Below are 23098 nucleotides of genomic sequence, written 5' to 3'. Positions count from 1 at the left end.
ATATAAAATTTAGAAAGTTAAAGTAGATCGACAAAGTTAAATAAATAGCGAATAATTATTATGGAAAAAAGTATACTTATATTAGAAAAAGAGCTCTTGGATAAGTTATCATCCATGAATTATCTAAATGAAACGGATTGGGAAGAATTGGAGGGTTTGGTAAACCTATTACAAAGTAATTTCATTTGTGAAGTTCGTCAAAACTTTCCGATGCTCTCCAGAGATGATATTCATATTCTACTTTTGATACGCGTTGGTATGAAAAATATCGAGATCGCAAGATTATTGCATATCCTACCAAGATCTTTCCGCGTGAGACGTTGCCGCTTAAAAAAGAAATTGGGAATAGATTGTGAATCGTTACCAGAGTTTATTAAAGGGTTGTTTTGCTCAGAAAAATGATTCAAAGCGTATACAAATTTTATATTGGCAGTTTTGTATACGCTTTGAATTAGGATTTCTGACATAAAAGGGGGATCTTTACATTACTTTTTAGATATATGATTTTTTCAATCAATTAAAAAATCGCTCACAGGGTTGAATCTCTTGAAAGCTATTGTAAAGTGATATTGGCATATTTATTTTAATAATTTAATTAAAAATATTATGAAAAAATGGTTCTGTTTAATTATTGTAGTATATGGTTTGATATTTGTGTTTTTGAAGTCAGATCATGTAAAAAAAGACTTCAATATGCTTTTACTGGTAGATGTGGAATCTTTAGCACGAATTGAAAGTGATGGTTATGAGAATTGCATAACAAAATCGTCGCCAGGAAAACAAGAGTTTCAGACTTGCAATAATCACGGTATTACATATCATGTACTTGTGCGTGAAACTCTTACATATTCATGCGATAGTAAAGGTATGGGTACATGCTTAAAAGGAGATATATATACTTATTATAATTGTGAATCTGTTATGATAGGTCAGAGCAATCTTACTCAACCTGTCTTCTGTACTCCTTGATAATAAGTATGAATGGTAATCATCAGTAGAAAATATTTGTGAATATTTAATTGAAAAAGTTATGAATAAAAAAGTATATATAGTAATGGTGATAGTTTTGGCGGGAGGTCTCTTTGTCTTCACGAAAGAAAGAGAAAAACGAATAAAAATAGACTCTCTTTTGTTCGTAAATATAGAGTCATTAGCAGGTGGAGAGTCTGGAGGTACTGAAACAAAAGCGTGTGGAGCAGATTATTTTGGTAAAATGGAATACCAAAATTGTAATAGGAATGGTTCGTTAGTTTCATCTCCAATGCGTCAAGTAAACACGTACAAATGCGATGGACAAGGGAGAGGTTCTTGCAGGGAGGGGGTAGAGTACTTATACTATAGTTGTGATGGATATATTGGGTCATCAGACTATACTACTGAAAAGTATTGTTTTTGATTGTATTTATTATTTAGAGATTTCTATTATGAAAGAAAATTTATGTGTTAATAATATTCTTTTATGCATATGTGCAATGATATTGTTTTCATGTGCTGCGGAGAAGGCTAGTTATTCTTGTAATACAAAGGTTTATGCTGTTAATTTTGACACGATAAAAATGAAACATGATTTTTGTTATTCTAACCTGTTCGATTCTGTTACAATAATAAGATTGGATAATGCTCAAGTAATGATTGGCAGTATTGATAAAATGGATTTATATAAGGATAAGTTGATTATTTTAGATGAAAGGATGGCAAAGGGCGTTTTTGTTTTTGACAAAAGAGGAAACTTTATAAGAAAAATTGGTAGTGTCGGGTTTGGTCCGGAAGAATATGCTGCATGTACTGACTTTGCGGTTGATAGTCAAAATAGCATTATATATATTTATGATTGGGTAGGTAAGAAGATTTACTTATATAATATTGATACTGGCAATTATTTGAGAACTATAAGATTAGAAAATGGTACTGAGATTCATAGGATATGGTGTAATAGTGGTATGCTATATGCTGTAAATACATTTTTTAATTCTTGGAATGCTGATGATAAAAATTATATATTAAGGCAGTTGGATGTAGATAGTGGTCGCGAAATAGCTCAGTGGATGGATGTAGAACAATATAATAAGGGATGGAGAGATATGTTTTCATACTCATCTTTGTTTTATCACATCAAGGAGGGAAAAGATTTGTTTGCATTTGGGCTTTCTGATACTGTGATGTGCATAAATAATGGGGAAATAACTCCATATATGGCATTCGGCGGTGATAAGGTAATCAAACCAGAAGACATATCGGAGGAAGAAAAAAGAGGAATGTTGGACTCAAAGATAAGAGCAGAAATGCGTCTTCGTTTAGGCCATAAAATGGATAAGATAACAGGGGTTTTGAGCATGTTTGAATGTGATAATTATATGTATTTTAGTTATACAACTTGGCCTTTGTATTTAGGAGTATGTAATATGGGTACAGGCGAGGTGTCTACATATTCTAGTTTTAAAGATGATATATTGTATACACCACAATTTGTACATTATACATTACCTTCTTTTCTAACATCTGATGCTGGTGGAGTGTATTATTGTGTAGGAACTGACTGTTTACCAGAGCTGAAACATCATCAGAAAGAAGGGTTTATATCTAATGAGGTTATAAATAAAGAGATATTGGAAGATTTAAATGAAGATTCAAATCCTATATTATTATATTATGAATATAGTAAAAAACAATAATTGTTTTCTTGGAGTAATAATATTTCTTATTCTATTATCAGGTATAATTGTACAAAATGATAAAATTGTAGAATTAGAAAATCGAATGATAGTTTTGAACGCTGCAATCAATAATAGTTTTAATGAGTTCGTTGGTTATTTGGAAAGATCTGCAAGGGTTTCTTTTAATGGAATTGTTGATTATCGTTTTCCTGTGAAAAATGTTTTAATATATCGTTATTCTGATGATATGTGTGATGAGTGTATTAGGCAGGATTTGCAAGAATTATATAAATTTCAAATGTTTGCTGGTAAACAGAATCTCATGATTCTTCCTTCCTATGAGGATAGGGAGTTGCGTAGTTTTGCACAATCTGGATTTCTGAAAGATTTTAATTATAAGAATATTTCTGATTCAATTTTGCTTTTTCCAAATAATGTAGAAAGTGGTACTTTTAAGCGATATATTGCATATGTTGATTCATGTGGAAAAATAGAATCTATATTTTTTCCAGAGAAGTTTAAACAAAGCATGACTCAATATTATCTACAAGGTATTTTAGATAAATTTCAAAAGAGCAAATGAAGATTCTGGCATTATTTGCAATAACAATTTTGCATGAAAGTATAAGGATTACTTGAGAGTCAAGAAGAGAAAGATTTGCTATGGAAATGCATGTGGGCGGTTCACTATTATATAAACAATAAAAGCACTGACAGGTCAATCACCTATTTACTTTATTAAATCCATTCGTTTAAAGTTCGTCAAATTTTTCCGATGCTTTCGAGGGATGACATGCATATTATACTTTTGATGTGGTGCACATTGGTATGGAGAATGTTGAGATAGCACGATTATTACATATTTTGCCAAGGTCTTTCCGTATGAGACGGTGTCGTTTAAAAAGGAAGATAGGGGTAGATTGTGATTCATTGCCAAAGTTTATCAAAAAGCTGTTTAGATAAGAAAGATAGCTCAAAGCGTATACAAATTTCGTATTAGAAGTTTTGTATACGCTTTGAATTTGGTTTAGTTATATGAAATGGCTATCTATGCTATTAATTTTAAATCAACCATAAATTTTATCGTTATGAAGTACTTATTGGGTTTATTAATAGTAGTCTGTGTGGGTTGGCAAAGCTGTGCCAATGATGACATAGATGTGGTTGCTGTAGAAGCTGTTTTACCGAAATGTGAAATGTCTCTGCAGGAGAAAAAAGATAGGATTCGGGAGCTTGAGGAAAAATATTGTCGTGGAGGATTTTATCTAGAAGTTGTTAGCTATGATTCAGTAACTGAAGAGTCTTTGAAAAAAGTGGAAGATTTTTTTATTAGAACCTATGGTGGACCGATTGATTAATGATGAATGGGTGTAGTAATAGATGGGGAATTTAGTGTAATATGACTGTAGATATGTAACGTAAAACGAATTTTATGAAACATTTAATTTGTCTTTTATTATTTGTATTCTGTTTGTTTGGACAAGGATGCACCAATGATGATAATATCATTGAGGACTGTTCTTCTCAGAAGTGTGGAATGACTCCTGAGGAGGTGGAAGTGAGGGTTGAAGAGATTCGAAAAAAATACCCTGATATTAAGAATTGGTATTATGAAGTCAAAGACTATGATTCGATATCAAACAAAGATCTTGATTTATTAGAAGAAAAAATCAAGAAATTGTCTGAATGGGTAGACGAAAATGAAGTTAAGGATCAGTAAATGATAAAAGAGTGATTCTACTAAAATAATAACTAATGATCAATAATATGAAGTATTCATTTGTTTTGAAATACATTATAGGAGGTGCAGTAGTTGCTTTTCTATTGCAGTATCTTTTCAATGAAAAAGATATAACATTTTGGATGATCGTATGTCTTACGATAGCTGTTATGGTTGCTATTCATATGTTAGTTCGTTTTTTTTTCTATTATCAAAGAAAAATAGGTAAAACAAACATTAGCTGTGAGTTTCCATTTCATAGAAGGAAATATATAGCACTTTGAACAGATAGAATTAAAAAAAGGAGCGAAAGGCTTGAAGTTTTAAATGTGTCTGCAATATGTAATAAATCAATGATAAGAGAAATTATTAAATATGCGTTAGGTCTTTTAATGGCACTAATATCGGGGTATATAATACGGATATATATGTGTCAATGGTTTGGGATTGAAGAACCTACAGTTATTCATTCACTTTTTACCGGTGCATTGGGATTTTGTGTGGGTATATGGGTGGTTATGATTAAAAATTATTAAATTAAAAAAAGTGATAGAATTTTGTATAATAAGTGATTATGATAGGCTTTGAAATAAGTATAAATGGTCGAGAACCTATAGTTGCCGCTTCAGATTATTTTGTATTTGCGGATTTGGCATTCGGATGTTCTTCCGGCAGAATCAAAATAAAAGGAAGTGATATTCTGCATTATCTCACTTGGCTCACAGAGAAGTTGGAAGAAGGTGACAGAGTCTTGATAAAAATGGTCGATACGGATAAGGTATCGCCTGTCTTGATAATTGAAGATTGTGATCGCAATGAGATGAAAAGGAGATACGAACAATTAAAAATGGAATTACAAGGGAAGGGACTTATATAGCATGAAAGGAATTATTGTAAAATGGAGGGATACTGTTTGGAAAGCGGGTATTCCAAATGGTGGAGTCAGTCTTATGATAATGCAACATGGATATGATGGAGGTTATTGGAATATCGGAGGTTTGAAAATGCCCGAAGAAATACATGTTACATGGAATGGAGGAGAGTTTAAAATAGGGGATGAAATAGAAGTGGAATTTGCGGAATTGGATGAAGTTACCTCTCCTGTTGCAGAAGAAAGTCATGAAAGCATCTTGAAGAAAGCATGTTTATTGAGTGATGATAACGATGACGTTTGGAATCGTAAACTTGATACTTATTATCGGTTGAAGAAGAAATTGGAGGAAGAAGGGGTTATTGAAAGAGAGTAGTTTTTTACTGAACCGTTGATAATAATATTAAAATGGATAAGAAAATAGTACTATTAATAATCTTGCTTCTCGTAGGAGGAAGAACCTTCTCTCAAGTACATTACAGTATTGAGGGAAGTGCAGATCACGAATATGAAGGCCGAAAAGTTGCTCTGGTTATGTTGGAAGAGGATAATCGACAGGCTGATAGTACGAATGTCGTGAATGGAAAATTCATTTTTAAAGGAGAGCTGTTGCAGTCTTGCTGGGCGGCTGTATGCATTGATGGTATGGATGGGATTTTCACCGTACTTGAGAATGGGAATATTCGTATTTGTACAGATGCTAAGGAGGGTTGGTGCGAAGGCACTCCGGTTAATGATGTATTTCAAAAGAGTTGGAGAGAGTATCAAGTGCTGAATCGAGCTGCCATAGATGCTTATAAGAAATTGGACAGTCTGAATGTTGTAGCTGAAAGGAAAAAGGAACTATATGCAATTACCCGTGAAAAGGTGATAAAACAAACAAAGGAATTTATAAAAAGAACTGTTTATGAGAATCTTGATAATATAATTCCTGCATTTTGGATTCGCATTTTTCAGGAACAGATTACCGTTGACGAATTAAACGCTATACTTGCCGGTGCCTCTTCTGTGTTGAAAAACAATCGGTTTATAACAAAGCTGCTTAGTGTGCGAGAAGGCAGTAATTTTGTTGATTCTAAAGTGGAATTACCGGACGGCATAAAAGTATATTTGTCGGATTATATAGGGAACGGGCACTATGTGTTAGTGAATATCTGGGCTTCGTGGTGTGGGGTTTGCATTGCAGAGTTACCGGAAATCAGAAATGCGGGCGAAAAATATGCTTCCAAAAATCTGAAGTTATTATCTATCTCAATAGATCGTGATAGGAAAAACTGGGAAAAAGCACTTAAGCGGTTAGGGCTTCCTTGGACACAAGTACTGGCGGATTATTCGTTTGTGAATTCGTATGGAATAAATAAAATACCGGTATTGATGCTGATATCACCCGACGGAATAATTCTTAAAAGAAATTTCAATATAGAAGATTTGAATCGTCTCTTCCAAAACTGAAAAGCGTAAGGTGGATATGTATTCTATAAATGAAATAGCAATAACGGAGATTACTTGTTCGCTAATGGTCATATAATGTAAATATAGATAATATGAGACATTTGATTATTGTATTCAGTGAAATCTTATTAGTATCTTTAAACTTTTATATTATTCTAATGAACCCTTTAGAAAAAGAGTATAAGACGCCTGTAACATTACTTATTTGGGTGTTTGTTATGATAACAGTAGACTGTTTTTTGAGGAAGAAAAAATATTATAAAGAAATGCGATATATTATAAGTCAATTATTATATGCTATAATTTATTCGATACAACCATAATCAGATGATAAAGTTGCAAGTGAATGTGTTAATACTTGCTTTATAAACTATCTATGCAATAAATATCACAGATTATTTAAAAACTATATTATGAGAAACAAAATTATTTTTCAAGTCGCAATGTGTGTAGTCGCATTGTTGAGCTTTATCTTACCGGTTTCCGCACAGCAATCAGATGAAACGAGTGAATACGAAGTAGCTTTGAAGAAGCTAATGAAAGTTACCGGTGCTTTGAATTCTATTGATGAGATTCTGCCGCACACTTTGGCCGTGGCAAGGATGAATAAACCGGAAAAAGATGCTGATTATTGGGATACATTTGCCAAGTCGTGGAGAGAGAAGATGGAACGGATGGTTATGGAAATATACCTGCCTGTTTACAAGAAAAATTTAGCTTTGGAGGATCTGCAAGAAACCATTGCGTTTTATGAATCCCCTTTGGGAAAGCGATATAGAGAGTCGGCAATAAGTATTATGCGTGAAGCTATGCCGTTATTGGTCAGTCGGTTACAAGTGGATATGAGGAAAGAACTGTATCCGGAATCTGACAGGAGCATGGATGCAATGGAGCAAACGAGAAATCGGGACCAGGAACTATATGATGCAGCTTATGCGCTTCCGAAAGATAGTATTGAGGTGGCTAAGAGACCTTATAACAGAGCAGAGGGAACAAAACCTTCATTATACTCCATTGAGAGAAGAGCCAAAGATACGAAAGTAACTTTCCTGCAACCTATCTATTTTAATTGGCAATGGCTGTACTATAGTCCGGGGTTTGTGATAATTGACAAAAAAACGGGTGATGAATACCACGTGAGAGGATATGACGGAGGAGCTCCCCAAGACAGATTATTGACTGTAGAGGGTTTTAACTCCAAGTATATCTATGTCAGCCTCCTTTTCCCTAAACTGAAAAAAAGTGTAGAAGTGATTGATATTCTTGAGTTGCCTCATGAAAAAGGCAGGTTACCTTCCAATGATGATGGGATTTTCAAGACATATTGTGATGTGAAAGTAAAGGATTACTTACGGTCTTCTAAGAAGAGAGCCAAGGAAATATATTAGTCCCATCAAGAGGAATAGCGGTTCCCATGAAGAGAAACGACAATTCCCATTAAAGGAAACTCGCGTTTCTATTAGAGGAAACTGTCGTTCCTATTAGGGGAAACTGTCGTTTCCTGCACTCGGAAACTTGTGTTTTGACTTATATTAAATCCGGTTGTGACTTTTAGCGACTAGTTGCTAAATAAGTTGTTAGATTTCTTATCAGGATATTGGAATTCCCACAGATGTTACCGAAAAAAACATCACCCGATCAAAACTGAGATTATACAACATCAACCCGATCCGACTTATCGATAAAAAAGAACTATTTGAGCATAAATGCGGGAAAACTGCACAAAATTACGAATAGATATTGGAAAATCAGAAAGCTATATGGTGAAATCGGCAAAGAAAGAGTGGAAAAGTGCTGAGATGGATTTATGCGAATATGATGGATAACAAAAAGATAATCAGAAATATATGTCTTGTCAAGGGCGGTGTAGGTAAATTTGCCTACACTCGGTTTTTATTTGCTTACACCACCCTGTATTGCCGATAAATAAGGCGATACAGAGCGTGAGTGCAAGCGTGTAGGTAAAAGTGTACATAAACTCTGTGTATAGCGAGTGAATACGGATTTAGTAGCAGAAAAGGCTGGATTTATCTATTTTCAATAATAAAATGTCTGAAATTGAAAGCCATGGAGGGCAGAGCGCTCTTATATTTGTGAGCAATATAAGTGTGGAACTATGATAAGTATGGCAGGACAATCTGATTAAAAAAATATTTTAAATAATAATGATATGAAGAAAAAGCTATTCAGTTTATTTGCTTTGGCTATTGGATTTCAGACAATTGCCTTATCACAAAATAATGAGTGGAGAGATCCGGAGGTAAATGCTGTAAATCGTGCTCCGATGCATGCCAACTATTTTGCTTATGAATCGCCTGATGCTGCCCGTGCAGGTGTGAAGGAAGAATCTGATAATTTTCTGTCACTGAATGGGATGTGGAAATTTAATTGGGTAAGGAATGCCGACCAGCGCCCGGACGACTTTTATCGGTTGGGTTATAACGATAGTGCGTGGGATGAGCTGAAAGTACCTGCTGTATGGGAGTTAAATGGCTATGGAGATCCTATTTATGTCAATGTTGGGTATCCGTGGAAGAACCAGTTCAGAACAGATCCTCCGAAAATACCTGTAAAGAACAATCATGTGGGATCCTATCGTAAGGAGATTGTTATACCGGCGGAGTGGAAGGATAAGCAAATCTTTGCGCATTTTGGTTCAGTCACTTCTAATATCTATTTGTGGGTGAATGGTAAATACGTTGGGTATAGTGAAGACAGTAAACTGGAAGCGGAGTTTGATTTGTCGGGTTATCTCAAACCGGGTAAAAATCTGATTGCATTTCAGGTGTTCCGCTGGTGCGACGGGTCATATCTTGAAGACCAGGATTTCTTCCGTTTTTCGGGTGTGGGGCGTGATTGCTACTTGTATACCCGCAACAAGAACCATATTCAGGACATCAGAGTTACTCCCGACTTGGACCAACAGTATGCCAACGGATCGTTGGATATTGCCCTCCAAATGAAAGGACGGGGTACTGTAGAATTGGAACTATCGGATTCGAAAGGCAATATCGTTGCAAACACCCGGGTGAATGGCTCGGGCAATCTTTCGGCTGCTATGGAGGTTAAGAATCCCCTTAAATGGAGTGCGGAAATGCCCAATCTTTATTGTCTGACGGCTACTTTGAAGAATGGCAATGATATTTTAGAAGTTATTCCGGTAAAAGTAGGTTTCCGTAAAGTCGAGATTAAAGATGCGCAACTACTTGTGAACGGGCAGCCTGTACTGATTAAGGGAGCCAACCGCCATGAGATGGACCCGGATTATGGATATGTTGTTTCGCGGGAGCGTATGTTGCAGGACATTCGGATTATGAAGCAGTTCAATATCAATGCCGTGCGTACATGCCATTATCCTGATGATAATCTTTGGTATGAACTGTGCGATGAGTATGGTTTGTATGTCGTGGCTGAGGCTAATGTAGAGGCACATGGAATGTTATATACTAATAATCAGCTTTCTAAACACCCGTCTTTTGCCAAAGCACATCTGGAGCGCAACCAGCGTAATGTGCAGCGTAGTTACAATCATCCTTCGGTCATTATCTGGTCGTTGGGTAACGAAACCGGTCCCGGTCCTAATTTTGAAGCTTGCTATCGTTGGATAAAAGCGGAAGATGCAACGCGTCCCGTGCAATATGAACAGGCCGGTCATGATTATTATACCGATATTTTCTGCCCGATGTATCTGTGGTACAGCGCTTGCGAGGACTATGCCAAGAGTAATGCCACTAAACCGCTTATACAGTGTGAATATGCGCATGCTATGGGTAATTCTATGGGTGGATTCAAAGAATATTGGGACCTGGTACGCAAGTATCCGAAATTTCAAGGTGGGTTCATCTGGGACTTTGTTGACCAGTCTGTACGTTGGAAAAATAAAGACGGAATAGAGATATATGCGTATGGCGGAGATTTTAATAAGTATGATGGTTCTGACAATAATTTCTGTGATAATGGTCTGATAAGCCCTGACAGGGTACCGAATCCGCATATGTACGAAGTGGGTTACTTTTATCAGTCCATTTGGACACGTCCCGTCAACCTGCAAAATGGAGAAATAGAAATCTTCAATGAGAATTTCTTCCGTGATCTTTCCGCTTATTATCTGGATTGGCAGTTATTGGCAGATGGTGAATTGGTAGAAGCCGGCACTGTTGGCAATCTTGATGTAGCTCCTCAACAATCGGCAAGACTGAAACTGGACATCTCCGATATAAACTCGTATAAAGACAAGGAACTATTGCTGAATGTATCTTATAAACTTAAAAAGGCTGAAACCTTATTATCTCCCGGATTTACTGTTGCAAAAGCTCAAATGTCCGTCACTCCCTATAAGGCACCCGATATGGCATTAGTGAATGTAAAGAAAGCGAATATAGAATCCGTTGCTCCCTCCGTGAATAATAATGATGGTAATTATCTGATCATTGAAGGTGAGGATTTCATTATCGAGTTTGCGAAGAACAATGGTTTCCTGAGCAGATATAAGGTTGCAGGCAAGGAATTGATGAATGATGGTGGACAACTCGTGCCTAATTTCTGGCGTGCGCCTACTGACAATGATTATGGTGCCAGATTGCAGCACAAATACAGGGTATGGCTGAATCCCAAACTTAAAAGGACTTCATTTACCAACAAGCAGGAGAATGGGACGGTTGTAGTTGAAGCCGGATATGAAATGCCGGATGTCTCTGCTAAACTATATCTGACTTATGTGATAAATAATGCAGGTGAGATAAAAGTTACTCAGAAAATGGCTGCCGGTGAAGCAGAGAAAGTGCCCGATATGTTCCGCTTCGGCATGCAGATGCAGATGCCTGATGAATTCTATAGAATCAATTATTATGGCAGAGGTCCTGTGGAAAACTATTCGGACCGCAATCATGCAACGGATTTAGGAATTTACCGTCAGACGGTGGCTGAACAATTCTACCCATATATCCGTCCGCAGGAAACGGGTACTAAGACTGATATACGTTGGTGGAGACAACTGAACGAAGCGGGTTCCGGGTTGCAATTTGTTGCGGAAGCCCCGTTCTCGGCATCAGCTCTGAACTATACGATTGAATCTTTGGACGACGGATTGAATAAAGATCAGCGTCATTCACCGGAAGTAATTCCGGTGGATTATACGAATATTTGCATAGACAAGGCTCAATTGGGTCTGGCTTGTGAAAATAGTTGGGGAGCTATCGCTTATCCGCAATACCGCTTGCCGTATGGTAATTATGAATTCAGCTTTATAATGAAGCCGGTATTTAATAAAGTTTATTGATGTGATAAAATCGGATTATGATAAAATTGTGTTTGTTGTTCTTATTGATAGGAACATATTGTTATGCCGGTGAAAAAAGATGTACGGTTGATTCGCCTGACGGAAAGATACAGTTAGCGATTATTCAAACGGATGCCGGTGAGCTGACTTATCAACTATCTGTGAAGCGTAAACAAGTGATTGAGGCTTCTGCATTGGGATTTAAAACAGAGGATGGGGTGTCTTTTCCTTCCCAAGGATGGAAAATGGGAAAGGTTATCCGTAACAAAGTGAATTCTGTTTGGAAGCCTCTGTGGGGAAAGCGTGCCGTAGTGCCCGATAAATACAATGAGATGAAGTTGTCTTTTGTGAATGAAGCGGAATCATCGGATGCTTTGGAGATAGTGGCGCGGGCTTATAATGAAGGTGTGGCTTTTCGCTATGTGTTGCCTCAAGGGGCGGGTTCTGCACTGGAACTTACCACTTTTAATTTTGCAGGCGACTATACCGCGTGGTATTATAATGGAGAAAGGCATAATATCGGTCCGGAACGATTGACCGAAACAGATGGCGAGCGCTTGCCCGTGATGACGGTGAAGGCTGCGGAAGATTTATACCTGGCTGTACATGAGGCTTGTCTGGATGAGGGTGAACCCTTGAAACTGAAATCGGAAAAGGGGCGATGCTTGTTTTCTGTTTCTGCGAAACCGCATTTGCTTCGTGCGGGATATCAATCGGCATGGCGTGTGGTGCTTTGTGGTAACAGACCGGGCGATCTGGTGGATTCTCATCTCGTGGAATTATTGAATCCGGAACCTTCCGGAGAATATGATTTTTCGTGGGTGAAGCCGGGAGTTGCGTTATGGGACTGGCGTATGAATGGTGCTCAGTGGGAAGAGTTTAATTATACGATGTCCTATCCTTCCTGGGAAAGAGCGGTTGATTTTGCCGCAGAGCAGGGTTTTGCCTATCTGGTTCTTGATGCCAATTGGTATGGACCTGAGTTTGAGCAGGGTTCGGACCCCGTTAAGGGAGATAAGGCCAGGGATGTGCGAAAGTTGATTCAATATGGAAAGCAGAAAGGAGTGGGTATCTGGCTGTATCTGAATGATGTGGGAGGACGTAATTATCCGTTGGAAGAAACTTTGAAACAATATGGGGAGTGGGGAGCTGCCGGAGTGAAGTATGGTTTTATGGCCGGAAACCCTGAAGAGAAGAATACCAGAACAAAGAGTATAACGGAAATGTGTGCACGGTATAAATTATTGGTAGATTTTCATGATTATCCGGTGCATCCCTATGGGCAGATGCGGACATGGCCCAATGCTGTGACACGTGAATACTGCAAAGCTCAATTGGACGGACACGAGATCTTCTATCCCAAGACCTTTGTTACTTCAGTGTTTGTAAATATGGTAGCCGGCCCGATTGATATGAATAACGGTATGTTTGACCTTCGGCAAGGAAGAACGACACGTTCGGATAATAATCAGGAAGTGCCTTCGACAGTGGTATCGGAAGCTGCACGGACATTGATTACTTTCTCCGGCGCGACGATTATTCCGGATATTCCCGAATATTATCGTAAATATCCAGCTTTACTCCGCTTTTTGTCTGCACAGAAAATGCCTTGGCTGGAAAGTAAAACTTTAGATGGCGAAATAGGAGAATATATCGTAATGATGCGTCAAGCGGAAGATGGAGTATTCTTGGTAGGAGCTGCAACTAACGAAGAAAGTAGAACTTTACGTGTGCCGCTGTCTTTCTTAGGTAAAGGAGACTATGAAGCGGAAATTGTAGAAGATGGAGAGAATGCCCATTATTTGAGTAACAGAGAAACGATTAAGGTTTCGAAAAAGAAAGTAACGCGGAATGAAGTTTTGAATATAAAGTTAGCGCCGGGTGGCGGAGCTTGTATCCGTATTGGAAAAGAAATAAAACAGTAGCTATCCAGCTACTGTTTTATTAATCTTACCTCATATATTTCACCTATTTGCTTGTTTGGTTTTGCCACAAACTTGACGCGTACTTGTCTCTTATCCTGCAAAAGAGTAGCCGGAATGTCATAGGTTTCTGCCTTGAACTCTGATATGCGATATTTGCCGGTGTTGTTGATGGAACGGAGAAGCACATCATCAATATAGATATCGAATTCATGGCTTTTCCATTCGCCCACTCCCCAATACTTGAGTCGTAGCTTGAGGTTAGTCAGACCATCGGTTTGCATGAGGTAGCTAAAATAATGTCCGTTGCGGGCATCGCGATAGAAGACATTATTTGTGTTACCGGTGTATGATTCGTCGGTCTCCATCTGGTGGTCGGTCTCCGGTTGCTGTTCGCCTGGCTGCACTTTGTCGACAGTGCTTGCTTCGAGTGCCTGACGCTCCTGTTCCTGTTTGGCAATGTTATCGATATATTGCTTGTAGCTACCTTCGGTGAGAGCAAGCCAATATATCATGTAACGAGAGTCATGAATTTCAAAGAATGGCTGCAATTCTCCTTCAATCTTGTTCTCCATGCGGGTGCTGAGTGTGAAGTGCAGCGGTTTACCAGGCACAGGAGTGAGCTGTGACGGGATACTGGCAATGTCATTGTTGATGAGGATTGGAGCTTTATCAATAGGCTGCTTTGGACCACCTGCATACTGCCCGAAGCGGCTATCATCCGCTATAAGTGAAGCCATCGACTCTGTACCGGTTTTCATTCCGAGAAGGATAGGCCCATGCATGAGAGCAACGTACTGCGGTTCGTTGGGTAGATAGCGCAGGGATGAGTGCATTGGGAAATTGATATTCACCACATCGCCTTTTTTCCATTTGCGATTGATGCTGACGTAGGAGGACGGGCCTGTAATGATGTCGACGGGCTTTCCGTTTACACTGACCTGGAATTTGCCCGGATGTACCCATCCCGGATAGCGCACCATGAGGTTGAATGTGCCTTTGCCTTCCGCAATAGTAATAGTACTGTTTTCAGAATAAGGGAAAGCCGTCTCCTGACGCAGCGTAATGCCGCGTTCTTTCCAGTCGAGCTGTGAAGCCGTATATAGATTCACAAAAAGGGCATCGCCTGCATGGGTGTAGATGAACTGTCCGTACTTGCCATGGTTTTCCATGCCGGTGCCGACACAACACCACATTGCTTCATTAGGGGCAGAGTAGTTGCGATAGTGGCGGGGACGGGCAGGCGTGAAATAAACGTAGCCTCCATGTTCCGGATGCTGGGTGGAGAGTATGTGGTTGAATGTGGCAAGCTCGTAGTAGTCGGCATACCGTGCTTCAGGGTTACGACGGTGGAGGTCTTCTGTAAGTTTCAACATATTGTTGGTGTTGCAGCTCTCAGGACCGTCAATGTCATTGATGAAATCCATACAAGCATCCTTGGCAGGGAAATGCTCACGACGGCTGTTTCCGCCAAATGCAAGGCTGCGCTCGCCGGTTACGATATCCCAGAAGAATGAACTTGCCACATGATAATCCTCATTTCCCGACAGCTCTGATATACGCTCAAAGCCGATAACTTTGGGTACTTGCGTATTGGCGTGCATATTGTCGAGGCAGTCTTGTCGCTGCGACATAGGAGTAAATAACCGTTTGTGAGAGAAACGCTTTGCGCAGTCAAGGTACTTCTGTTCATGAGTAATGGCATACGCATCAGCAAGCACTTCGTTCATGCCGCCATGCTCGTTGCCAAGCATCCGTTCCATCTGTTCGTCCGACAATCCTGATGTGATGTGGATTGCCCAATTGCAAAACTGCAGAAAAAGAGTCTTTGCCTGTTCGTTGCCGCAATATAGCCATGCGTCGCGTAAGCCGGCATACATCTTATGCAAATTGTAGAACGGTGCCCACGAGCCACTGTATACGCGGAAGTCTCCGTCTTTAAAGCCATTCCAAATGTTCTGACTGTTAGGCATTCCGCCCATGTAGCCAACACCCCATTGGGGATGATTCTTGCAATTGGCTTCGGCACATTCGGCAATTTCACTGATAATGTACTCCATACGCTTGCGACATTCTTCATTGCCGGTGGCTGCATTGATGGACATAGCTGTGAGGTAATGTCCTCCGACGTGTCCGTCTAATCCGTCCCAGTTGGTATAACATTTTGCTTTGGGTGTCAGCCCTGCCTCTTTCCGATAGGGAGCCATCAAACGGTCACAGTCGTACTTGAGCAATATCTCGATATTCAGGTCACGGGCATGTTTCAACGGTCCTTCGAGGAGTGTTATTTGTGAGAGCGGAAACTCGTTGGGATACAATTTATCTTGTGCATTTATCCCTGTGGCTGCACATATAAATAATAGAATAGTAAATGTTTTTTTCATGGTTACATTCTTTATTATATAGCTATATAGTCAAATAGAAATGTATTGCGAATTTCATATTCACAAATCAGTTCTATTTGACTATAATATTCTGATTGCTGTTTATATTCCTATGCAAGAGGGCTAAACACAATCTTATATGTTTTAACTACCCCTTTATAATCGAATTTCACAATAGCAGTTCCGGAAACCGATGTTGCCTGGATAATCTCTACTTTCACATTCTTATCAGTCGCTGATGCCGATACAGTAGGGGTTCCGGTAGTTCCGGCCGGAAGTTTGTAAACAGTTTCATAGATGTCATAGCCGGTAATACCATTGCTTTCAGTAGAACGTACAGGAGTTGCCGGCACTTCGATTGCTTTTCCATTGACCTCTATATTTGCTTTGGGGACAATAGGGCGAGTGATCTTCTTCTTGTTTGAGCTGAATCCCAAGCCGGCTAAATCGAAAAGATTGCCCGTTTCTTCGCTTTCAGCAACGAGGTAAATTGCATGTTTCTTGTCCAGATGGTCAACAAACTTCGATACGTCAATTGTAAACTGTTCCGTTTTCTGCACCGAGTTGGCAGGAACAACAATTTCGCCTATCTTCGTTCCTTTCCAGGTTTCGTTATCCCACGGACCGTCTAACCAAACATTCACTTTAAACGTCTTTGATGTTTTCGGTGTAAGGAAGAGGTTGAAGGCGGTTTTGTTTCCCTTTTTGGTTCCTTCGAAAGCTTTCAAACCCAGTTTATCTTTATTCAATCCGCCGAAGCCGAAGTATTTATATCCTATTATATTGCCGTTTTTCACGTTTGTGATGGGGGCATGATTATCCCAGATGTCCCATGAATCCTGCTGGATACGTCCGTCGGAGAGATAACATGCAAATCCCGCGGAATAATACTGATAAGGATCAAGACCGAATATATGGAATCCTTCCGAGGTTACTTCTGCTCCTTTGTATTCATTTCCTTGGCTGTCTTTGGCTGTCCAGATATTATTTTTTGCGTACGGGTCGTAGGCTCTGATGGAAACTTTACCGCCTTCCGATACCGGTTTCTTATCCCATTCCACATGGATTGGGGCTACCATTGACTGGCGTGCGTTGCCGAATCCCCGTGGCGGACGGTGATAGAATACGTACCATTGTCCGTTGATGAGTTCTATACTTCCGTGTGTATTGTGTCCTGCATTAGTTGTTTGCAGGCGTGAACCATCCTGATTTAACACCGGGGCACGCGAATCGACCAGAACGCCGCCGCTTTTCCATGGACCCAGTGGAGAATCACCATAAGCGTAACGTAAAGTGGAGTTGGAACTGCCCAATCCATAGTCGGGACCTGAATGTCCGCTATAGATGGTTACGTATTTGTTTCCAATCTTACGTATGGATGAAGCCTCAAAGAAGTTGAATGCTTCGAGGTCCTCTCCGGGAAAGATATGCGGATATGAGATATTCTTCGGACCGCGGTTATTACCTCTGCGAACGCCTGCCGGCATGAAATAAGGAATAACCTCTGTTCCTGGGCGTACGGAATACATGGTGTTCTGGTCCAGTTGAGCGGCTAATGAACGTTGGAATCCCCAGTATCCATAGGCTCTGAATCCGATTTCATAATCCGGATCGTTCGGATCCGTAATATATTCGATATATACCGACGGGTCGAATCCCAGAATACTTCCGGGCAGAGTTTTTGTACCATCAGCAGTCAGGTTGATGGGGGTAAAAGGCCCGTCGGGGCGGCTTCCTTTGGCAACCATCGCCTCTCTGTCTCTACCGCGGCTATGCGGGTACAGATAATATTCTTTTGTGCCGTCCTTCCTTTTCACTTCAACAAGGTCGGGAGCGTACATCACATCCCATTGTCCTTCTACTTGATAAGTAAAGATAGCTCCTTCGTCACGCCAGCTTGATAAATCTTCTACGGGTGCCGACCACATTCTGATGTCCGGTCCGCAATAACTGCCGAAGCGGACATCGTGCGAACCGATGATGTAAGCGCGAAATTTTCCCGGATTGTCGGGATCTTCGAAAACACGGGGTTCTCCGTCCGGCAAATGTTCCCATAACGGTAGATACGGATTACCGGCTCCATGATAAACAAACTTGGACGTTTTGGGCTGATTATTATTACCGGCTATTGCTTTTGTTATTGCAAACATAGGGACAATAGCAAACAATAATAAAACGACTTGAATTCTTTTCATAACCAATCTAATCTTTTTTATACGTAAATATTTATGTTATTATTAATTCAATAAGACACCATGCGACAAAAGTAAGCTATCGAAGAATGAGTGGCTTTTGATATTAGATATTTGAATTTCAAAATCAGATATATTTGTGATAATCCTTGTAAGTATTGAGTAAGAAGATAGATTGTTCTCTAATGTGTCTTTTATTATTTGTTGAATAACAATTGTGCAAAATTATACAGATTATTCCTCCATACCGGCCAGGTGTGTCCACCCGGATATTCGGAATATGTATACTTCAGTTTTAGCGTATCAAACTCTTTAAGCATATTCTGACAGTTCTGATAGGCTATATCTTCTTTACCTCCCATGGCAATCCAGAGTAATCTGAGTTGAGAGTCTATTGCCGTTTTATTCTTGTTGATAAACTCGTATTGGTCATCTGCGATTTTCTGGTAGAAAGGTAGCCATCCGGAACTGAATACACCGAGATGAGCGAACATATCTGTATGGTATAGGCCGGCATAAAGTGTCTGTATACCTCCCATAGAGAGGCCTGCAAGTGCGCGACTATCCGATTCTTTTCTGACACGATAGTTAGCTTCTACAAATGGAATGACAGCCTGCATCAGCTCGGCTTCGAATGCTTTCAAGGCACCAGCATTGAATCCGGCAGAAGACATATTGCCGTCTAGCATTACTATCAACATCGGTTTAGCCTTTCCCTCAGCGATCAGGTTGTCCATTATCAGGTCGGTTTTACCTTGCGTAGCCCAGCCGCGTTCATCTTCTCCACCACCATGCAGCAGATATAAAACAGGATATTTTTCAGTCGTGTGGGTGTCATATCCGGCAGGCGTATATACAAAGAAGCGTCTCCACGAACGGCTTACTTCCGAGTAGTAGCGTTTCATGCGGATATCACCGTGCGGCACATCCTTCAGTGCATAATATTCTCCACCTTTGAAAGGAACTTCAATGCCGCTTGCCATGCGTCCCATGCCATAGAAAGTTTCACTTCCGGGATCGGCTACCGCTACTCCGTCAATCAATAGTGAATAGTAATGGAAACCTTCACCCAAAGAATCGGTTACCGTTTCCCAGATGCCCCCTTCCTGTCTGACCATATCATATTTCCGTCCCAGGTCTATCTGTACTTTCTGTGCATCCGGGGCTTTTATGCGAAAAATAGCGCGGTGGTCTGCCGTCAGTTGCGGATATTTGGAATTTCGTACGTTGGATTCCGCGCGTGCTCCGTGAAGGCCGTATTTATCGAAGCTTGATGTATCTACAGGCTTGAATAGCAATTGAGAGAACAGGTAGAGGTCGTTTTTCCATACATTGAAGTCGTGGCCTCCGGGCTTCACATAGAAGATGTGGGGAATCCGATGCTGTTGCAGGTAGAGGTGAGTACGCTCGCTAAAGGACATTAGGTTGTCATTGTCTCCGCAGGATATCCACAACAGTTTCAGTTGCTGTTTGGTAGCTTCCGGATTCGGAATAAGCGCTTCGGGTGCTTTGGTGTTGGGAGCGGATGAAAATCCTCCTACCCAAGCAAATTTATCCAGATTTCCCAGACCAAAGTTTAGGGATTGCCCGCCACCCATTGACAGGCCTGCGATGGCCCTGCTCTCTTGATTCTTGATTACAGGATATGTCTTTTCAATAAAGGGAATCAGGTCGTTCAACAGATCTTTTTCAAAAATGGCGAAGCCTTCCACTTTATCCGGAGCCATGATATTGCCCGTAGCGCGGTCATCTTTTATGGCTCTTCCGTTGGGGAGTACTACGATCATCGGCGTTAGTTTGCCTTCGGCATACAGGTTATCGAGAATGACTTGCGGTTTGCCATTATTGAACCACTCCAGTTCATCGCCACCGATACCATGTAGTAGATAAAGTACGGGGTATTTCTTACTTTTGCTGAAGCCGGGAGGGGTATAAACCAATGCTTTCCGCTTCGTTCCGACAGTTTTAGAGTTATAAGTCGCCGTTTCTATTTTCCCTTGGGCTATTCCTGTCTTTTCTACGTCGAAACCGGCCTGGGAGTGGGGGATACTACTTTGTGCCTGTACCCCGAAGCAATACGCCAATGCGCATAATAAGATGATTGCAATATTTTTCATGGTTCTGAATTTTATGTCGCAAACATACGGCATTCTGTTTTCTCAGCCCAATAATGATGTTACACGTTTCTTTCATGATGTTACATCATTGCTTAAATGTTGTTTAGGATGTTACATTATCCGTATTTGGAACGCTTCAAGCCCGTACCTGCTCCGTACCTTCTTCGCATAAGGGTACCTCTAACCGAATTTGCTACGGAGCAGGTACCATTCGGGTAGGGTGCGAGTACCTTAATTTTCTTAGTCAGTAGAAGTTCAGGCAGTGTGCGCATGTCATGAGTTCTTTTTGTTATTGACTAAAAAGGTGTGATTATGTAATATGAGTGAAAGTTCCTGTTACATGATTATTCGATTTTTAGCCTCCGATTCCTTTTCTTTGCAGTATCTTGAAGCAAAGGAAGGGTTGACCTATAATTATGAAAGGTATGAAAGCACTGCTGTTTTTATTAGGCAATTTTTTTATCCCGGAGGTTCAGGCACAGTCATCGGGTTCATTCTGGAAAATATGATGTAAACATTATCTGAAATTGCAAATGGATTATCTAAAATTGCACCCCCCCTTGGAGGATATCCGCTTATCTTTGCTCGACTGATTATAAAAAAGAGAGAACATTATGAATTTACTAAGAAAAACATGGGTGATGCTGGTTGCCGTTATGATTAGCTCGTGTCATATGGAAACACTCGACATTGTTTCTCCTGACGGGAACTTGAAAGTCACAATGGAGCCTGCAGAAGAAAATGCTTATGGTGAAGCTGTCTTTTCAGTGGAATATAAGGGAGGGCGTATCCTCTCTCAATCAAAATTAGGGTTGGAAACAGATGCACGGAAGTTAGCAGGAAACCTGAAATTGAAATCCGTTTCCGCTGTGAAGCGTGTGACCGATGACTACAGGATGATAACAGGAAAACGCAGCCATTGTGTGAACGAAGCTTCCGAGAGAAGCTATTCCTTTGAAAATGAAGCGGGACAGACACTGGAGGTTACATTCAGGGTTTATGATGACGGTGTTGCCTTTAAATATGGAATAAATGATGTTGCCGATGAAGAACACGTCACCCATGAATATACCACATATACCGTTCCGAAAGGCGCCAAAAGATGGATGCAGCAGTATGACCCGAGTTACGAAAAGTTCTTTCCGCTATCCACAGATGGGAAACTCACCAACCGTCCGGAGGTTGATCTTTGGGGATATCCCGCACTCGTAGAACCGAAGGATTCGGTATTCGTGCTGATAACGGAAGCAAATATCAAGCGTGGGCATTGCGGCTCTCTTCTGTATAATGGAGACCACCGTGATAATTACCAGGTGCGCCTGGCCGATAAACAGTTGATTAGTGATGACTCTTGGGAATCTCCTTGGCGGTTACTTATCATAGGCGACTTGTCCGATGTGGTGGAATCTACCTTGGTGACGGATGTTTCCGACCCTTCCAAAGTGGAGAATGCGGAATGGATAAACCCCGGTATGGTATCGTGGATATACTGGGCGTATAATCACGGTTCCAAGGATTATCAGATAGTGAAAGAGTATATAGATTTGGCGGTCCGCATGAAGTGGCCTTATGATTTGATTGACTGGGAATGGGATGAAATGGGAAATGGAGGTAATCTTCAGGACGTAGTGAAGTATGCTCTGGAACGGGGTATTAAACCATTGATATGGTATAACTCGAGTACAAACTGGCTTGGCCCCGGCCCCTTGTACCGACTGAATAAGAAAGAAGACCGGGAGAAGGAATATAAATGGTTGAGTGACATGGGAGTTGCCGGTATTAAGGTAGACTTCTTTACAGGCGATAGTGTTGCCACCATGAACTATTACATGGATTTGCTTGAAGATGCGGTGAAGTATAAGCTGATGCTTAATTTCCATGGTGCCACTATCCCTCGCGGATGGCAACGCACATATCCTCACATGATGTCGGTAGAAGGAGTGTATGGTGCCGAGTGGTATAATAATAATCCGGTACTGACCAACCGGGCTGCCGAACATAATGCCACGTTGCCTTTTACGAGAAACGTTGTAGGGCCGATGGATTATACTCCGGGTACTTTTTCCGATTCGCAGCATCCGCATATCACATCGCACGGGCATGAACTTGCGTTACCTGTGATTTTTGAATCGGCTTTGCAGCACATGCCCGATAGGCCTTCAGTCTATGATAACTTGCCGGAAGCGGTAAAGACCCTGCTCTCTGAACTGCCCACTGCCTGGGATGATACGAAACTCTTGGGTGGTTATCCCAGAGTTGAGGTTGTTATGGCACGACGCAAAGGGGATGTATGGTATATTGCAGGGATTAATGGAACCAATGAACCGAGAACCCTTTGTTTTTCGCTGAAAGACCTTTCTGTTGCCGGTAAGAAGATAACTTTATTTGAGGACGGTACAGATGACAGAAGCTTTGCTATTGAAGAAAATCTTCCTTTGTCAGAAGATGAAACGAATTTGGAAATAAAATGTTTGCCGCGTGGAGGATTTGTGGCTGTTATAAAATGAT

Annotated in this window: 17 protein-coding genes; 14 read left to right on the top strand and 3 right to left on the bottom strand. The window is 40.5% G+C overall.

The annotated features are described in order from the left end of the window. Positions 1-60 precede the first annotated feature (60 nt). The 13 genes from BN161_RS02295 (at position 61) to BN161_RS02225 (ending at position 13900) form a co-directional block, all read left to right on the top strand. Positions 61-402 carry a helix-turn-helix transcriptional regulator gene (locus BN161_RS02295; RefSeq protein WP_044262687.1) on the top strand — a complete coding sequence of 114 codons (342 nt, stop codon included), beginning with the start codon at positions 61-63 and terminating at the stop codon, positions 400-402. A gap of 204 nt (positions 403-606) precedes the next feature. Then, positions 607-969 (top strand): hypothetical protein, encoded by a 363-nt coding sequence (locus tag BN161_RS02290; protein WP_044262685.1) that lies wholly within the window; start codon positions 607-609, stop codon positions 967-969. 61 nt (positions 970-1030) lie between these two features. Then, positions 1031-1396: an NVEALA domain-containing protein gene (locus BN161_RS02285; protein WP_044262683.1), complete on the top strand. Its 366-nt coding sequence runs from the start codon at positions 1031-1033 to the stop codon at positions 1394-1396. A gap of 28 nt (positions 1397-1424) precedes the next feature. After that, positions 1425-2672: a 6-bladed beta-propeller gene (locus BN161_RS02280; RefSeq protein ID WP_167332482.1), complete on the top strand. Its 1248-nt coding sequence runs from the start codon at positions 1425-1427 to the stop codon at positions 2670-2672. Then, entirely contained in the window at positions 2650-3237 is a 588-nt protein-coding gene (locus tag BN161_RS02275) for a hypothetical protein (protein WP_125910723.1), read from the top strand. The genes BN161_RS02280 and BN161_RS02275 overlap by 23 nt, the downstream gene beginning before the upstream one ends. Before the next feature lie 457 nt (positions 3238-3694). Next, entirely contained in the window at positions 3695-4012 is a 318-nt protein-coding gene (locus tag BN161_RS02270) for a hypothetical protein (protein ID WP_044262678.1), read from the top strand. A 74-nt stretch (positions 4013-4086) separates the two neighbouring features. Beyond that, positions 4087-4374 (top strand): hypothetical protein, encoded by a 288-nt coding sequence (locus BN161_RS02265; protein ID WP_125910722.1) that lies wholly within the window; start codon positions 4087-4089, stop codon positions 4372-4374. Positions 4375-4948: 574 nt separating this feature from the next. Beyond that, positions 4949-5251, top strand: coding sequence for a hypothetical protein (locus BN161_RS02250; protein ID WP_044262669.1), 303 nt, complete (start codon positions 4949-4951; stop codon positions 5249-5251). A 1-nt stretch (position 5252) separates the two neighbouring features. Continuing rightward, positions 5253-5621 (top strand): hypothetical protein, encoded by a 369-nt coding sequence (locus BN161_RS02245; protein ID WP_044262667.1) that lies wholly within the window; start codon positions 5253-5255, stop codon positions 5619-5621. Between the two features lie 32 nt (positions 5622-5653). Further along, positions 5654-6697 carry a TlpA disulfide reductase family protein gene (locus BN161_RS02240; RefSeq protein WP_044262665.1) on the top strand — a complete coding sequence of 348 codons (1044 nt, stop codon included), beginning with the start codon at positions 5654-5656 and terminating at the stop codon, positions 6695-6697. 413 nt (positions 6698-7110) lie between these two features. Beyond that, complete coding sequence (locus BN161_RS02235; protein WP_044262663.1) at positions 7111-8085, top strand: DUF2059 domain-containing protein; 975 nt, start codon at positions 7111-7113, stop codon at positions 8083-8085. Between the two features lie 782 nt (positions 8086-8867). After that, positions 8868-11975 (top strand): glycoside hydrolase family 2 TIM barrel-domain containing protein, encoded by a 3108-nt coding sequence (locus tag BN161_RS02230; RefSeq protein WP_044262662.1) that lies wholly within the window; start codon positions 8868-8870, stop codon positions 11973-11975. Positions 11976-11992: 17 nt separating this feature from the next. Then, entirely contained in the window at positions 11993-13900 is a 1908-nt protein-coding gene (locus BN161_RS02225) for a glycoside hydrolase family 97 protein (protein WP_044262660.1), read from the top strand. An 8-nt stretch (positions 13901-13908) separates the two neighbouring features. Here BN161_RS02225 and BN161_RS02220 read toward each other — a convergent pair whose 3' ends face one another. From BN161_RS02220 to BN161_RS02210, 3 genes are all read right to left on the bottom strand, one after another. After that, positions 13909-16281, bottom strand: a complete 2373-nt coding sequence (locus tag BN161_RS02220; protein WP_044262658.1) for a glycoside hydrolase family 127 protein — start codon at positions 16279-16281, stop codon at positions 13909-13911. A gap of 110 nt (positions 16282-16391) precedes the next feature. Further along, the gene (locus BN161_RS02215) at positions 16392-18476 is read right to left on the bottom strand and encodes a hypothetical protein (RefSeq protein WP_044262657.1); all 2085 of its coding nucleotides are present in this window, start codon (positions 18474-18476) and stop codon (positions 16392-16394) included. 194 nt (positions 18477-18670) lie between these two features. Then, complete coding sequence (locus tag BN161_RS02210; RefSeq protein ID WP_044262784.1) at positions 18671-20590, bottom strand: alpha/beta hydrolase-fold protein; 1920 nt, start codon at positions 20588-20590, stop codon at positions 18671-18673. A 614-nt stretch (positions 20591-21204) separates the two neighbouring features. Between BN161_RS02210 and BN161_RS02200 the strand changes: the two genes are divergently transcribed. Further along, positions 21205-23097: a glycoside hydrolase family 97 protein gene (locus BN161_RS02200; protein ID WP_044262653.1), complete on the top strand. Its 1893-nt coding sequence runs from the start codon at positions 21205-21207 to the stop codon at positions 23095-23097. Position 23098 lies beyond the last annotated feature (1 nt).

The organism is Bacteroides timonensis (assembly GCF_000513195.1).
Taxonomy (GTDB): Bacteria; Bacteroidota; Bacteroidia; order Bacteroidales; family Bacteroidaceae; genus Bacteroides; species Bacteroides timonensis.
The sequence above is the reverse complement of the archived record's forward strand: the minus strand, read 5'-3'. Positions and strand labels throughout refer to the sequence as shown.

Bases quoted from the DNA above. Each gene is read 5' to 3' on its own strand.
- BN161_RS02290 (WP_044262685.1), top strand. From the start codon at position 607: ATGAAAAAATGGTTCTGTTTAATTATTGTAGTATATGGTTTGATATTT.
- BN161_RS02275 (WP_125910723.1), top strand. From the start codon at position 2,650: ATGAATATAGTAAAAAACAATAATTGTTTTCTTGGAGTAATAATATTT.
- BN161_RS02295 (WP_044262687.1), top strand. From the start codon at position 61: ATGGAAAAAAGTATACTTATATTAGAAAAAGAGCTCTTGGATAAGTTA.
- BN161_RS02265 (WP_125910722.1), top strand. From the start codon at position 4,087: ATGAAACATTTAATTTGTCTTTTATTATTTGTATTCTGTTTGTTTGGA.
- BN161_RS02225 (WP_044262660.1), top strand. From the start codon at position 11,993: ATGATAAAATTGTGTTTGTTGTTCTTATTGATAGGAACATATTGTTAT.
- BN161_RS02200 (WP_044262653.1), top strand. From the start codon at position 21,205: ATGAATTTACTAAGAAAAACATGGGTGATGCTGGTTGCCGTTATGATT.
- BN161_RS02270 (WP_044262678.1), top strand. From the start codon at position 3,695: ATGGCTATCTATGCTATTAATTTTAAATCAACCATAAATTTTATCGTT.
- BN161_RS02210 (WP_044262784.1), bottom strand. From the start codon at position 20,590: ATGAAAAATATTGCAATCATCTTATTATGCGCATTGGCGTATTGCTTC.
- BN161_RS02240 (WP_044262665.1), top strand. From the start codon at position 5,654: ATGGATAAGAAAATAGTACTATTAATAATCTTGCTTCTCGTAGGAGGA.
- BN161_RS02245 (WP_044262667.1), top strand. From the start codon at position 5,253: ATGAAAGGAATTATTGTAAAATGGAGGGATACTGTTTGGAAAGCGGGT.
- BN161_RS02235 (WP_044262663.1), top strand. From the start codon at position 7,111: ATGAGAAACAAAATTATTTTTCAAGTCGCAATGTGTGTAGTCGCATTG.
- BN161_RS02285 (WP_044262683.1), top strand. From the start codon at position 1,031: ATGAATAAAAAAGTATATATAGTAATGGTGATAGTTTTGGCGGGAGGT.
- BN161_RS02230 (WP_044262662.1), top strand. From the start codon at position 8,868: ATGAAGAAAAAGCTATTCAGTTTATTTGCTTTGGCTATTGGATTTCAG.
- BN161_RS02280 (WP_167332482.1), top strand. From the start codon at position 1,425: ATGAAAGAAAATTTATGTGTTAATAATATTCTTTTATGCATATGTGCA.
- BN161_RS02215 (WP_044262657.1), bottom strand. From the start codon at position 18,476: ATGAAAAGAATTCAAGTCGTTTTATTATTGTTTGCTATTGTCCCTATG.
- BN161_RS02250 (WP_044262669.1), top strand. From the start codon at position 4,949: ATGATAGGCTTTGAAATAAGTATAAATGGTCGAGAACCTATAGTTGCC.
- BN161_RS02220 (WP_044262658.1), bottom strand. From the start codon at position 16,281: ATGAAAAAAACATTTACTATTCTATTATTTATATGTGCAGCCACAGGG.